At 70.8% G+C, this 13,796-nt stretch carries 13 protein-coding genes and 1 pseudogene; 8 read left to right on the forward strand and 6 right to left on the reverse strand.

Annotated features, from left to right (window positions below; all coding sequences use genetic code 11):
- Positions 1 to 39 precede the first annotated feature (39 nt).
- Both moaB and OV079_RS34965 read right to left on the reverse strand, forming a co-directional pair.
- Complete coding sequence (moaB, locus tag OV079_RS34960; RefSeq protein WP_267773719.1) at positions 40 to 576, reverse strand: molybdenum cofactor biosynthesis protein B; 537 nt, start codon at positions 574 to 576, stop codon at positions 40 to 42.
- 7 nt (positions 577 to 583) lie between these two features.
- On the reverse strand, positions 584 to 1,126 hold the full coding sequence (locus OV079_RS34965; RefSeq protein WP_267773720.1) for a hypothetical protein: 543 nt from the start codon (positions 1,124 to 1,126) through the stop codon (positions 584 to 586).
- Positions 1,127 to 1,558: 432 nt separating this feature from the next.
- Here OV079_RS34965 and OV079_RS34970 point away from each other — a divergent pair, with 432 nt between their 5' ends.
- From OV079_RS34970 to OV079_RS34990, 6 genes and pseudogenes are all read left to right on the forward strand, one after another.
- On the forward strand, positions 1,559 to 2,551 hold the full coding sequence (locus tag OV079_RS34970) for a hypothetical protein (protein ID WP_267773721.1): 993 nt from the start codon (positions 1,559 to 1,561) through the stop codon (positions 2,549 to 2,551).
- 212 nt (positions 2,552 to 2,763) lie between these two features.
- Positions 2,764 to 3,822 (forward strand): DUF5924 family protein, encoded by a 1,059-nt coding sequence (locus OV079_RS34975; protein WP_267773722.1) that lies wholly within the window; start codon positions 2,764 to 2,766, stop codon positions 3,820 to 3,822.
- The gene (gene aroA / locus OV079_RS34980; RefSeq protein ID WP_267773724.1) at positions 3,819 to 5,105 is read left to right on the forward strand and encodes a 3-phosphoshikimate 1-carboxyvinyltransferase; all 1,287 of its coding nucleotides are present in this window, start codon (positions 3,819 to 3,821) and stop codon (positions 5,103 to 5,105) included. The genes OV079_RS34975 and aroA overlap by 4 nt, the downstream gene beginning before the upstream one ends.
- 21 nt (positions 5,106 to 5,126) lie before the next feature.
- Positions 5,127 to 5,255, forward strand: a pseudogene (locus tag OV079_RS59130) (hypothetical protein); the annotation flags it as partial.
- A gap of 107 nt (positions 5,256 to 5,362) precedes the next feature.
- Positions 5,363 to 5,791, forward strand: a complete 429-nt coding sequence (locus tag OV079_RS34985; RefSeq protein ID WP_267773725.1) for a class I SAM-dependent RNA methyltransferase — start codon at positions 5,363 to 5,365, stop codon at positions 5,789 to 5,791.
- A gap of 26 nt (positions 5,792 to 5,817) precedes the next feature.
- Entirely contained in the window at positions 5,818 to 6,429 is a 612-nt protein-coding gene (locus OV079_RS34990) for a class I SAM-dependent RNA methyltransferase (protein WP_267773727.1), read from the forward strand.
- Positions 6,430 to 6,518: 89 nt separating this feature from the next.
- On the opposite strand, the gene OV079_RS34995 is transcribed toward OV079_RS34990, so the two are convergent.
- Positions 6,519 to 7,175 (reverse strand): HAD hydrolase-like protein, encoded by a 657-nt coding sequence (locus OV079_RS34995; protein ID WP_267773729.1) that lies wholly within the window; start codon positions 7,173 to 7,175, stop codon positions 6,519 to 6,521.
- A 495-nt stretch (positions 7,176 to 7,670) separates the two neighbouring features.
- On the opposite strand from OV079_RS34995, the gene boxC reads away from it, so the two are divergent.
- Both boxC and boxB read left to right on the forward strand, forming a co-directional pair.
- Positions 7,671 to 9,344 carry a 2,3-epoxybenzoyl-CoA dihydrolase gene (gene boxC / locus OV079_RS35000; RefSeq protein ID WP_267773730.1) on the forward strand — a complete coding sequence of 558 codons (1,674 nt, stop codon included), beginning with the start codon at positions 7,671 to 7,673 and terminating at the stop codon, positions 9,342 to 9,344.
- A gap of 34 nt (positions 9,345 to 9,378) precedes the next feature.
- Positions 9,379 to 10,803, forward strand: coding sequence for a benzoyl-CoA 2,3-epoxidase subunit BoxB (gene boxB / locus OV079_RS35005; RefSeq protein WP_267773732.1), 1,425 nt, complete (start codon positions 9,379 to 9,381; stop codon positions 10,801 to 10,803).
- A 197-nt stretch (positions 10,804 to 11,000) separates the two neighbouring features.
- On the opposite strand, the gene OV079_RS35010 is transcribed toward boxB, so the two are convergent.
- From OV079_RS35010 to OV079_RS35020, 3 genes are all read right to left on the reverse strand, one after another.
- Positions 11,001 to 11,441, reverse strand: coding sequence for a TerB family tellurite resistance protein (locus OV079_RS35010; RefSeq protein WP_267773734.1), 441 nt, complete (start codon positions 11,439 to 11,441; stop codon positions 11,001 to 11,003).
- Positions 11,442 to 11,965: 524 nt separating this feature from the next.
- Positions 11,966 to 12,577, reverse strand: a complete 612-nt coding sequence (locus OV079_RS35015; protein WP_267773736.1) for an SDR family NAD(P)-dependent oxidoreductase — start codon at positions 12,575 to 12,577, stop codon at positions 11,966 to 11,968.
- A gap of 127 nt (positions 12,578 to 12,704) precedes the next feature.
- Positions 12,705 to 13,778: a hypothetical protein gene (locus OV079_RS35020; RefSeq protein WP_267773737.1), complete on the reverse strand. Its 1,074-nt coding sequence runs from the start codon at positions 13,776 to 13,778 to the stop codon at positions 12,705 to 12,707.
- Between the last annotated feature and the right edge of the window lie 18 nt (positions 13,779 to 13,796).

Consider the following 13,796-nt stretch of genomic DNA (forward strand, 5'->3'; position numbering starts at 1 on the left):
GCACCCCTGGCCCGAGGACGGCACGGGAAGAGCCCGCGCTCACCCCGGCCGCTCGCCGCGGATCCGCGGCAGCAGCTTGACGAAGTTGCAGGGCCTGTGGCGGTGGTCGAGCTGCTGCAGCAGGATCTTGTCGAACGCGGTGCGGACCGCCCCGGTCGAGCCGGGCAGCAGGAACACGTAGGTCGTGCCGCACAGGGCCGCCTCGGCGCGGCTCTGGATCGTCGACGTGCCGATCTCGGCGAAGCTGAGCCAGCGGAACAGCTCGCCGAAGCCGGGGATCGGCTTGGTCACCAGCGGCGCGAGCGCCTCGGGGGTGACGTCGCGCGGCGTCACTCCCGTGCCGCCGGTGGTGATCACCACCTCGACCTCCGGGTCGTCGATGAAGCCCTGCAGGGCCGCGCGGATGTCCTCGCGGTCGTCGCGGACGATGGCGCGGCGGATCACGCGGTGGCCGGCCTCGGTGAGGCGGTCGACCGCGAGGCGGCCGGACGTGTCGGTCTCGACCGTGCGGGTGTCGGAGACCGTCAGCACTGCGACGTGGACGGGGATGAATTCGCGGGCCGGGCCGGTCGTCATGGCGGGATCAATACTCCTGGATCTCCGGCGCCACCACGAATTCCAGCTCCTGGATGGCCGTCGGCTCGCCGAACGTGTTGAGCTCGATGTGCACCTTGCCCGGCTGGCTGGTGAGCGTCTGGGGATCGGCGATCGCGTCGGGCACGATGATGGCGATGTACATGTGCTCGAGCGTGCCCATGCCGTCGTCCAGCGGGTAGAAGCCGACCGAGTAGTTGTTGAGGCGGGCGAAGTGGCCGCCGAAGCCGACGTTGTGGCCGTCGATGTCGACCCACATGTCGACGCGCGGCATCATCGGGTTGTCCCAGTCGTTGGGGTCTTCGGTGATGACGAAGTTCTTGCCGCGGAGGCCGAACGGCAGCATGAGCAGGCCCTGGCCGCCGCGGACCACCGGCAGCGTCGCGCCGGGCTCGAGCTTCGCGTACACGGGGGGCAGGAACGGGTCGACCGGGTCGAACACTGCCTGACCGATCTCGAACTCGACGTCGGACACGATGCCCTCGTCCTCGCAGGCCGCGACGTCGGGGAACGCCTTCGCGTAGTTGCGCATGCGCGTCGCACAGCGCCAGGCAGTCGGCCGCGGCGGTCTCGTCGCCGGCCCAGCAGCTGCCGTTCGCGCCGTGGGTCGCCTCCGCCTCCGCCCCGGCCTCGGCGTCGATCTCTTTCAGGCAGGCCACGTAGCGCAGACACACCTCGGGCGCGCCGTCGCCGTCGGTGCTGCTCGTGTCGCTGCCCGACGCCGTCTCGGACTCGTTGTACACGCGGAGCTCGCACGCGCCCGCGAGGCAGGCGATCCCGGCCACCAGCGGCAGGATCGGCGAGAGCAACCGTCGAGTCAGCGCCCGCCGGCCTGGATTTGAGGCCGTCGCGCGCCGGAATAAGCGAGTTCATGGACGTGATGGTGCGACAGGCGCCGAGCGGCGGCAACACACATCGCGGACGGCGGTCGGGCGGCGCGGATTTTCGCTATGATGGCGCCGCCTTGCTCGTCGCCGGTCGCCGTCTCGTCGCCGCTCTGATGCGCCCCGCGCTGGCGCTCGCGGTCGGCCTCGGCGCCGCCTGTTACAGCAACGAGTACCTCGACGGCCTGTGCGCCAACACGGGCGTGTGTCCCGACCCGCCGCCCGAGAGCCCGGTCGCCTTCCGGATCACCTCGCTCGAGCTCGTCGACCCGCACACCTACACCTTCGACACCGTGCTCGGCGTGTGCACCGACTCGACCGCCACGCTCAACGGCTTCATCGCCCAGGGCATCGCCGACTACGACGTCAGCAACGTCCTCGTCCTGCGGCCGCTCGACCCGAACAGCGCGGTCACCAAGCTGCAGTTCGTGTCGGCGCTGTGCATCGCCGGCGAGCCGACCAACTGCACCGACCGCATGGTCGCCGGCACTCACACCGTCGACGCCGACGCCTTCAACCGCGAGGCCGGCAGCTGCGGCGGCACCGAGCCCAACTCGCTCAACTCGGCCTACGACGCCCCGGCGCAGCCGCCCGCGCCCTGCATCGTCAGCCAGCGGATCTCCGGCACCCCGGTGCGGCTGGCGGCGCAGACCGGCATGACGCCGCTCGACCTCGCCCTCGTCGAGGTCGAGCTCGCGGCCGCCTACGCGGTCGACGGCGAGCCGCAGAAGCTCGTCCAGGGCGCGCTGCGCGGCTTCATGCCCGCGGCCGCGGCGATGATGCCGGCCGGCCAGGCCAACGGCATCAGCTTCGTCCCGTGGAACGTGCTCGCGGGCGGCGCCGGCTGCCAAGTCGACGCCATGAACACCTTCAGCGACATCGACAACCACGGCCTCTACGGCCAGGGCGTGTGGATGTACTTCAACTTCACGGCCGAGCGCGTGCAGTGGGCCACGGACCGCCCCGAGCCCATGCCTGAGACCGGCGGGCTCGGCGAGACCGACGGCACCGGCGGCACCACCAGCCCCACCGGCGACGCCACCGCGACGACGACGGTTGGCACCGGCTCGTGAATCGCGCATCCTCACCCACCGGATGGCCGAGACGCCGCAGGAACCGAAGAGCGAGCCGACCGACGCGAACGCCGTCCCCGACGCGAACGCCGGCCCCGACGCGACCGAGCCGGGCACGCCCACGGCGTCGCTGAGCCCCGACCTGCAGATCGCCGCGGCCGAGCTGGCGCAGGTCGGCGAGGACATGGGCGACCTCGGGTGTCCCGAAGGACATGTCGGTCGGCGACATCGCCACCGTCAAGCGCTTCGCCAAGATCCGCGCCTTCTTCGCCAAGCACGGCCACCTGCTGTGGTGGCTGCACTCGGCCTACGCCATGACCTTCGGCGCGTTCGTCATGATGTACGCCGCCGAGGGCTACGACCGCGCGCGCTGGATGGTCGTGCTGCTGTGCGCCGGCTGGCTGGTGATCGTCCTGTTCTTCCGCCACTTCGGCCAGGGCCGCGGGCAGAAGGACAAGGTCACCGACGCCAAGTCGAAGCTGCGCTTCTACGTGATGACCACGGCGCTGAAGAACCTCTACCAGAGCATGCTGTTCTTCCTGGTGCCCTTCTACTGGAAGGCCGCCACGCTCGACGCCGACAACCGCTTCTTCCTCTACCTGCTCGGCCTCCTGGCGCTGCTGTCGACCGTCGACGTCGTGTTCGACCAGGTCTTGATGCGCTACAAGGCCCCGGCCTCGGTCGTCTACCTGTTCATCCTGTTCGCCTGCCTCAACCTGGTGTTGCCGGCGATCTTCCCCGACACGCGCACGCTCGTCACCCTGCTCGCCGCGGCCGCGCTGGCGACGGTGGTGTTCTTCACGATGCACGTGCCGTTCAAGAACCTGCTCAAGCCGGCGTGGTTCTTCGCCTTGATGGCCGCCGTCGGCGCGGCCGTGTTCACCGCCTACGCCGGCCGGCGCGGCATCCCGCCGGTGCCGATGTACGTGTCGGTCGGCGCCGTCGGGCCGACGCTCTTGCCCGACGGACGCCTCAGCATGCACGTCAGCGCCCTGCACGAGTCGCTGATCACCGAGATGCACGCGCTCACCGACGTCGTCACCCCCGGCGGCCGCGGCGACAACCTGCTGCACGTGTGGCGCCACCGCGGGCTCGAGGTCCAGCGCGGCGCCAGCGAGCCGGCCGCCGACCCGCCGCCCGGCAGCGTGCGCCTGCGCTCGACCCTGCGCTCGTTCCACATCCCCTCCGACCGCACCGGCCCGTGGAGCATCGACGTCGTCACCGAGGACGACCAGCTCGTGGGTCGCGTCGAATTCGAGGTCATCCAATGACGAGCGAAGTCCGCGTCCGCCCCCCGCCCGGCCCGATCGTGGCCGCCCTCACCCCGCCCGGCTCGAAGAGCCTGACCAACCGCGCGCTTGTCCTCGCGGCCATGTCCGAAGGGACATCCATGCTGCGCGGCTGCCTCGACTCCGAGGACACCCAGGTCATGCGCGCCGCCCTCGGCCGCTGCGGCGTCGTCTGCGAGGCCAGCGAGGACGCCGGCGAGGTCCGCGTCACCGGCGTCGGCGGCCCGCTGCCGCGCGTCGACGACCCCGAGCGACCGATCGACGTCGCCACCGCCGGGACCGCCGCGCGCTTCCTCGCCGCGGTGTTCGCCGCCTCGCCGATCCGCTGCGTCGTCGACGGCAGCGCGCGCATGCGCGAGCGGCCCATGGAGGGCCTCCTGCAGGCCCTGCAGGCCCAGGGCGCCGCCATCCGCTGCCTCGGCGCCGACGACATGTTGCCGTGCGAGATCGTCGGCGCCCGCCTGCGCGGCGGCGAGATCCGCCTCGCCCGCCCGCCGAGCTCGCAGTTCATCTCCGCCCTCCTGCTCGCCGCCCCGCTGGCCGAGGCCCCGCTGCGCGTCGTCCTCGAGCAGGGCACCCCCGCGCGGCCCTACGTCGACATGACCCTCGCCTGCCTGCGCGACTTCGGGGCCGACGCCCGGTGGGTCGAGCAAGATGTCCTCGAGGTCAGCCCCACCACCTTGCGCGGCCGCGACTACCACGTCGAGCCCGACGCCTCGGCCGCGACCTACCTGCTGTCGCTGGCGGCCATCTTCGGCGGCGAGGTGCGCGTGCCCGGCCTCGGCCGCACCAGCCAGCAGGGCGACGCCCGCTTCTGCGACGTCCTCGGGCGCATGGGCGCCCACGTCCTGCAGGGCCCGGAGATCACCCTGGTCCGCGGGACAGGTACGCTGCACGGCGTCGACCTCGACCTGTCGGACATGCCCGACACCACCCTGACCGCCGCCGTGCTCGCCCTGCACGCCAGCGGGCCGACGCGGATCCGCGGCGTCGACGTGCTCCGCCACCACGAGAGCGACCGGATCGCCGCCGCCGCCACCGAGCTGCGCAAGCTCGGCGCCGAGGTCGTCGAGCACGAGGACGGCCTCGACATCACCCCGCCGGCGCAGATCGCCCAGGACGCCGCGATCGACACTTACCGCGACCACCGCGTCGCCATGGCCTTCAGCCTGGCCGGCCACGTCACGATCCGCGACCCCGGCTGCGTCGCCAAGACCTTTCCAAGATACTTCGAGGTCCTCGCCGGCCTCGGCATGGTCGAATGAGCGCGCGCCGGCGACGTCGTCACGGTCGACCTCGAGCGGCTCTCGCCCGAGGGCGACGGCCTGTCCGAAAGCGCAGGTATTTCAATACATGTCCCCGGGGGCTACCCCGGCGAGCGCGCCGAGGTCCGGGTCGAGCACGCCTCCCGTCAGGCCCCGCGGGCCCACGCCCGCCTGCTCTCGCTGCTGCAGGCCCACCCGGCCCGTCGCGCCCCGCCGTGCCCGCACAGCGACGCCGGCGCGGCCCCGCGGGCGGGCGCGTGCTCGGGCTGCCGCTGCAGGCGCTGGACGTCGCCGCGCAGCGCGAGCTCAAGCGCGCCGCGCTGGTCCACCGCCACGGCCTCGACCCCGGCCCCCTGGTCGCCAGCCCCGACGAGTGGGGCTACCGCTGGTCGAGCAAGCGCGTCGTCACCGGTACTTCGGGACATGTCCTCGTGGGCAGCTACCACCGCGGCTCGCACGCCCCGGCGGCGATGGACGACTGCCGCGTCGACCACCCTGCCATCGCCGCGGCCGCGCGCGAGCTGCAGGCGGCCGCCTCGGCCCTGGCGATCGAGCCCTACGACGAAGCGGCCGGCGCCGGCGACCTCCGCTACGCCTGGTTCGAAACCGACGGCCACGACGTCCTGCTGACGCTGATCACCGCGGCGCGCCCGAGCCGGGCCGCGGAGCGCTGCCCGAGGCCCTGAAGCTCCCGGCCGGCGTCGGGTGGAGCGTGCAGGCCGGCCGCGGCAACGCGGTGCGCGGCGAGCCGCCGGTGCAGCTTCGCGGAAAATCTGTCCTTTCGGTCAGCCTCGCCGGCGTGCCCGTCGAGGTCGGCCCGCTCGGCTTCTTGCAGCCCAACCCGCGCGTCGCCGAGCGGGCCTACCGCGACCTCCTCGCCGACGAGCACGGCGAGCCGCACCGCGGCGCCCTCGCGTTCGACCTCTACGCCGGCGCCGGGGTGACCACCGCCCTGCTGCGCCGCGAGTTCGCCGAGGTCGTCCCGTGCGAGAGCTACCCCGAGAGCGCCGCGGCCCTGGGCGTCCCGGCCGAGCCGGCCGAGGTCTTCCTGGCCCGCCAGCAGGCGTCAGGCCGCGCCCCGGAGCTCGTCGTCGCCAACCCGCCGCGCGGCGGCATGGGCCCCGCCGTGTCCGCCGCGCTGGTCCAGATGGCCGCGCCGCGCCTGCAGATCATGAGCTGCAGCGCCGACGCCCTGGTCCGCGATCTCGCCGTCCTGCAGGCGGGAGGCTACGTCCTCCGCCGCCTGCGCGCCTACGACACCCTGCCCCAGACCCCGCACCTCGAGCTGGTCGCCTGGCTGTCCCGCGGGACAGGCGAGAGCTGACTCGCCCCTTTTATTTTCCTCTCAAAGACATGTCCCTCCGGACATGCCCTTACAGGCATGTACCGTCATTCCTTCCCCATGAGCAAAAATCAGAGCTGCGCTTCGATCTCGCGCAGCAGCCCGGGCAGCGCGCGCAGGTCGGCCGCCAGCCAGCGAGCGCCGGCCGCGCGGAGCTCGTCCTCGCTGCCCATCCCGTGCAGCACCCCGATCGTCGGGATGCCGTGGGTCGCGGCGCCGATCACGTCGTGGCGGCGGTCACCGACCATCACCAGGCCCTCGGCGCGGCCGGCGAACGACTGCAGGGCGCGGGCGATCACGGCCGCCTTCGGCTCGGCGTCGAGCTCGAGCGAGCGGCCGCAGATCGCCCGGAAGCAGTGATCCACGCCGAGGCCGGCGAGGATCGGCCGCGCGAACACCTCGGGCTTGCTGGTCGCCACCGCGAGGTCGGTGCGCGCCGCCAGCTCCGTCACCACCTCGACCAGCCCGGCGGCGGGCCGCGTCTCGGCCACGGCGGTCGCCGCGTAGCGCTCGCGATAGGCGGCGATGAAGCGAGCGAGCAGCTGCGGGTCGTCGCCGATCACCGACTGCGCGCTCTCTTCGAGCGGCGGCCCGATCAGCGAACGGAGCGACGCCAGCGGCAGCGGCGGGCGACCGAGCGTCTGCAGCGCGTGGTTGAAGCAAGCGCCGATCGAGGCCAGCGAGTCGACCAGCACGCCGTCGAGGTCGAAGAGGACGCCGCGGAGCACGAGGTCTGTCTAGCACTCGCAGCGGCTTGAAGTCGCGCTTGAGAAGAGATCCAGACCCATGGGACAGATCGTCGTGCGGATGCACACGGCTCTGTCGCAGCGCGAGGCGGCGGCCGATGCACGCGGTGCGATGCGTGTCATCTTCGCGACCGCGGAGCTCGCGACGATCGCCGCACCTTCGGACGTCGTGACGCGGCGCGGCGAGTCAGCACACGACTTGTCCCGAAGGACAGGTCATCCACCGCCGGTCGAGCGCCGATGGAACTCGGAGAACTTCGCCGTAGAACACTGTTGGAGCCCGAAATTCCGCATTCCGTGCGAGCGCACACGCGTGCGCGTCCACACGGGTCTACCGCGATCCGCAGCGACGTCGAGGGTCGCGCGACGATCGCCACGGCGCTCCCCGGCCCACCGCACGCGTCTGCGAACCCGTGCGAGAGCACACTTCGATGTGCGGCACACGAAGCGACGAGCCCATGTAATTTTTTGTCTGCGATGGACGCTTCGCCGCAGCAACATCCCCCCGTCGAGTTCGAGACCGATCCCTCGCGGTACCGTCATTGGCAAGTGCAGTACGACGGTGCGATCGCCAAGGTGCTGATGCGAGTCGACGCCGCTGCCGGTCTGCGCCCCGGCTACGAGCTCAAGCTCAACAGCTACGACCTCGGCGTCGACATCGAGCTGGCCGACGTGGTCCGCCGCCTGCGCTTCGAGCACCCCGAGGTGCGCACCGTCGTCGTCACCTCCGGCCACGACAACGTGTTCTGCGCCGGCGCCAACATCTTCATGCTCGGCAGCTCGACGCACGCGTGGAAGGTCAACTTCTGCAAGTTCACCAACGAGACGCGCTGCGAGATCGAGGACGCGACCGCCAACAGCGACCAGATGTACGTCGCGGCGCTCAACGGCACCTGCGCCGGCGGCGGCTACGAGCTCGCGCTGGCGTGCGCCGAGATCTACCTGCAGGACGACGGCAACTCGGCCGTCAGCCTGCCCGAGGTCCCGCTGCTCGGCGTGCTGCCCGGCACCGGCGGCCTCACCCGCGTGGTCGACAAGCGCAAGGTCCGGCGCGACCGCGCCGACATCTTCTGCACCACCGCCGAGGGCGTGCGCGGCAAGCGTGCGCTGCAGTGGGGCCTCGTCGACGCCGTGTTCTCGCGCAGCCGCTTCGAGCAGGAGGTCGCCAAGAAGGCCAAGGCCTCGGCCGAGCGCAAGGTCGACCTGAAGCCGGGCGAGCGCGTCGGCGTGAAGCTCGGGCCGATCACGCCGGACCGCGGCGAGAACCGCCGCAGCTACCGCCACGTCACCCTGAGCTGGGACCCGGCCGCGCGCACCGCCACGATCACCGTCAAGGGCCCGAGCGAGGGCGACGTGAAGCTCGTCGAGCAGGGGGGCGCCGCCATCCACGCCGCGGGCGACCAGCTGTGGGCGCTCCGTGCGATGCGCGAGCTCGACGACGCGCTGCTGTGGCTGCGCTTCAACCTGCTCGACACGGGCCTCGTCCTGCTGCGCACCGAGGGCGACGCGGCCCGCGTGATCGCCCACGACCGGGCGCTGTTCGCCGCGCGCGACCACTGGTTCGCCAATGAGGTGCTGCTGCACATGGCCCGCGTGCTGCGCCGCCTCGACCTCACCAGCCGCTCGTTCTTCGCCCTCGGCGACGCCACCGACTCGGCCTTCGCCGGCTGCCTGCTCGAGCTGGCGCTCGCGGCCGACCGCTTCTACCTGCTCGACGACGAGGACGTGCGCGTCGGCCTCGGCCCCCTGAACTTTGGGGCATTGCCGATGAGCCATGGCCCTTCGCGCCTGTCCGTGAGGCTAGCTGCCGACCCGAACAAGGTTCAGGAGCTGCGCGAGCAGCAGGAGCTCATGGGCCCCGAGGACGCCGACGACGCCGGCCTCGTCACCGTGCGGCTCGACAAGATCGACTGGGACGACGACACCCGCGTCGCCATCGAGGAGCGCGCCAGCATGTCGCCCGACGCGCTCACCGGCATGGAGGCCAACCTGCGCTTCGTCGGCGCCGAGAACGACACCAGCAAGATCTTCGCTCGCCTCTCGGCCTGGCAGAATTGGATCTTCATCCGGCCCAACGCCACCGGCCCCGAGGGCGCGCTCAGCCTGTACGGCAAGCCCCAGCGCCCGCACTTCGACCTCAACCGCGTGTAAGTACCCCCCGATCGTTTTGGAGCACACGGATCCCATGGTCAGCAACACCGTCGACCTCAACGCCAAGATCCCCAACAACGTCGGGCTCTCCGACGACGTGAAGCTGCAGCGCGCGCTCGAGAAGTGGCTGCCCAGCTACCTCGAGTGGTGGAACGACATGGGCCCCTCGGACTTCGCGCAGAAGAACGTCTACCTGCGCACCGCAGTGTCGGTCGACAACGACGGCTGGGCCCACTACGACTACGTCAAGATGCCGGACTACCGCTGGGGCATCTTCCTCAACCCGCGCCAGGAGGAGTCGCTGATCCGCTGCGGCGACGACGCCGGCAAGGCCGCGTGGCACGAGGTCCCCGGCGAGCACCGCAACGCGCTGCGCCGCATCATCGTCACCCAGGCCGACACCGAGCCGGCCAGCGTCGAGCAGCAGCGCCTGCTCGGCCACACCGCGCCCAGCCTCTACGACATGCGCAACCTGTTCCAGGTCAACGTCGAGGAGGGCCGGCACCTGTGGGCGATGGTCTACCTGCTGCACAAGTACTTCGGCCGCGACGGGCGTGACGAGGCCGACATGCTGCTCGAGCGGCGCAGCGGCGACCCCGACAAGCCGCGGATCCTCGGCGCCTTCAACCAGCCGTGCGACCACTGGCTGAGCTTCTTCGCGTTCACCATGTTCACCGACCGCGACGGCAAGTATCAGCTCGCCGCGCTGGCCCAGAGCGGCTTCGACCCGCTGGCCCGCACGACCGAGTTCATGCTGACCGAAGAGGCGCACCACCTGTTCGTCGGCGAGACCGGCATGGACCGCATCGTCAAGCGCTCGGCCGAGCTGCAGCGCCTCGACCCCAACGGCGACGTGCGCAACCAGGGCGGCATCGACTTCGACCTCATCCAGCGCACGATCAACTACTGGTACACCTACTCGCTCGACCTGTTCGGCGGCGAGATCTCGAGCAACGCCGCCGACTTCTTCGCCACCGGCCTCAAGGGCCGCTACCGCGAGGACAAGTACGAGGAGCACCGCGCCCTCGGCGGCACCTACCGCCTGCCGGTGGTCGAGGACGGCCGCCTCAGCGAGCGCGACGTGCCGATGCGCAACGCCATGAACGAGGTCCTGCGCGACGCCTACGTCCACGACTGCGAGCGCGCGCTCCGCAAGTGGAACCGCACCCTCGAGGAGGCCGGCTCGCCCACCCGGCTGGCCCTCCCGAGCCGCCGCTTCCACCGCCACCAGGGCATCTACGCCGACCACGCCTTCGACCCGACCGGCAACCTGATCACCAAGGATCAGTTCGAGCAGCGCCGCCACGAGTGGGTGCTGACGCCGAGCGACAACGACTACCTGCTGTCGATCATGAAGGCCTCGCACGAGCCGGGCAAGTTCGCCAACTGGATCGCCCCGCCCACCCGCGGCATCGAGGGCCAGCCGATCGACTTCGAGTACGTCCAGCTGCGCGACTGATCTGTCGCTCGTGAACGCGAAAGCGGCCCCGGTTCGGCGAACCGGGGCCGTTTCGCGTTTTTCTTCAGAGGCCCGCAGCTCCGAGAGCAGGCGACGACATGGCGCATGTCTCTTCAGACATGTTTCATGCGCCATGTTCTTCGAGCCCGCGCCGAGCCCGGTCTTGCCTCCCGACCCCGGCGACGAGCCGGAGCCCTTCACTTGGCGGTGGGCAGGTCGAGGGTCGCGCCGAGGATCGCCTTGAAGCGGACCAGCAGCTTGTACTCGGGCCGCTCGACCTCGCCGTCGGCCGCGGCGACCGCGATGACGCCGGCGAGCGCGAAGTTCTTGTCCTCCTGGCTGCCGATCTTGCGCGCCAGGGCGTCGAGCTTGGTCAGGTAGGTCTGGATCATCGAGCGCGGCTCCATCTTGATCGTCTCGACCGCCTCCTTGAACAGCTGCTCGCCCCGCGCGGCGCCGATCGAGTTCTTGATCACCGGGCTGGAGAACGCGATCATCTTCGCCTTCTCGATCTCGGCCTCCTCGACCTCACCGTCGGCGAACACCATCACCGCCATCGCGGTGACCGCCCATTCGCCGGCAGCCGTGCCGACGATCACCGAGCTTAGCTTGTCCTTGATCGAGCTGAACCATCCCATGCGCGAAACTCCTTGTGGCTGCCCCGATACGAACAGCCGCGAAACGCTAACAAACGGCCTCGCAGCCCGTCAACGCGGCTTGCCGCGCGAACACGGTTCGACCGTCGCATGTCTGAAGAGACAGGCACGAGCGTCCGCGCGCGCCGGTCGGCCTCCGAATCGCACGAGATGCCTCGGAACAACGATCCTGCGGCGGGGAGCAGATCCGCTCCCGCGCGATGCTCGACGCGCCGATCACGAATGACTCCTCTTTGCGGCGTGGTCGCTCGTCGCCGCCGACGATCTGCGCCGATGGTTCACCGACGCTCGCCGAACTCGCCGCCACCTCCGCGTCGCTCGCTACCTCTGGCGCAAGCGACGGCTAGCGCCTCAAGGTCGGCGGCGACGACCAGGGGATGCCCTCGTCGCAAGAGCCGCTGCCTCGGCGCGCTCGACGAGCGCGCCGCGCGGATCGATCAGAACGCGTCGCCCTCGCGGCGAGCCGCGGTCTCTCGCGCCCCGCTCTTTGCGACCTGTCCGATGAGTCAGGACAGGCCGTGGACCGGCACGATCGCGCCGCTCGTCACGCCGAGCCCCGGGGCCACCAGCGCGTGGATGACCCGGGCGATCTCCGCCGGCTTCGTCCAGCGCGAGAAGTCCGCGTCGGGCATGTCACGGCGGTTGGTCGGCGTGTCGATGAGGCCCGGGGCGACCGCGTTGACCGTGATGCCCTCGTCGCGCAGCTCGACCGCGAGCTGGGTGGTGAGCGCGATGACGGCCCCCTTGGACATCGCGTAGGCGCTGATGCCCGCGGTCGGCTGGGCGACCGAGCGGGCGACGGTGTTGACGATCCGTCCGCCCTGCTTGCCGCTGGCGCGGATCTTCGCCACCGCCGCGCGGCTGCACAGGAACGCAGTCACCGCGTTGATCGTCCACTGGCTCTGCAGCGCCGCCAGGTCGGTGTCCTCGATCTTCTTCCAGGTGAAGCCGCCCGCCACGTGGACCGAGGCCCACAGCGTCGGCAGCCCGGCGTACAGCGCGTTGACGGCCGCCTCATTGGCCAGGTCGACGCGCGGCACGTAGCGCACCCCGGCGACGCGGTCGGCCGGGCCGTCGTCGATCGCCGGCACCACGATCGACGCCCCGGCCTCGACCATTCCTGCACGACCGCCCCGCCGAGCGCGCCGGCGCCTCCGGTGACGACGATGGTGAGCCCTTCGAGATCGCGCTGCATGCTGAGAGATCCTTCCTTGTCTCGTTGCTTTGGATGACCTGTCCGAACGGTCAGCCGCGGTGGACGAACACCTTGATCATGTGCCACTCGATGTGGGTGATCTGCTCGGGCGTCGCCTTCATCTCGTTGTCGTCGACCATGCGGCGGATGACCTCGATGACCTCGGCCTCGCTGGTGGGAGGCGCCTTCTCGACCTCCGACAGCTCGTGGCACTGGCTGCACACGCTCTCGTAGGTCTTGCGGGCCGCGGCGGCGTCGATCTGCTGCGCCGGGGCCGGCTCGGTGGCGACCGCGGGCGCGGCCCCGGGCGGCGGCGCGGCGAGCACCGCGTCGGCCTGCTCGCGCTGCTCCTCCTGGGCGCGGCGCTCCTTCAGCGAGCGCTGCAGGTCGCGCGAGATGGCGATGAGGTAGCCGGTGACCTGCCAGCCCTCGAACTCGGAGATCGGCTCGTTGAAGCTGGGCTTGATGACCATGCGGTCGACGGTGCCGACCCAGTCGAGCGGCGAGCGCGGGCGGTCGAGGATCGTCTTGAGGTCGTGGCAGGCGACGCACTTCTTGAGCAGCACCTGGCGGCCCGCCTGCAGCGAGTCGACCGACGACAGCTCGTCGATCGGCGCCTCCTCGGGCAGCTTGGCCGACTCCAGCAGCTTCTTCACGCGGGCGCGGTTCTCGTCGCCGTAGACGTCGCCCATCTCGCTGGCGAGCGCCATCTCGCGGAACGCGTGCGGCATCGACAGGCCGGCCAGCATGATCGTGCAGGCCAGCAGCGACGTCCCGAGCGCCGGCATCCACTCCTCGAGGTGGCGGAAGAACCGCAGGATCAGCACCTTGATCATCAGGATGAAGCCCACCCCCATCCCGAGGCACATGTGCGCGACGGTCCGCGCCGGCCACTCGACCTGGTAGTTCCACATCCGCGGCACCATCTCGAACATCAAGACGATGTAGATCAGGATGTAGAACCACCCGAGCTGCCGGTGCAGCCGCATCAGCGAGGGCGGGGCGGCGCTCGTGCGCGTGGCTTTGTCGAACGGGAAGCCCCAGAGGTAGTACATCAGGAACACGGCAGCCGTGCCGACGACCAAAAACAGGAGCCCGAGGGAGGCGCTGAGAATGACGTCCATGTCGTTCGCCTGGCGCCC

It is taken from the genome of Nannocystis pusilla (genome assembly GCF_026626665.1).
Lineage (GTDB): Bacteria > Myxococcota_A > Polyangia > Nannocystales > Nannocystaceae > Nannocystis > Nannocystis pusilla.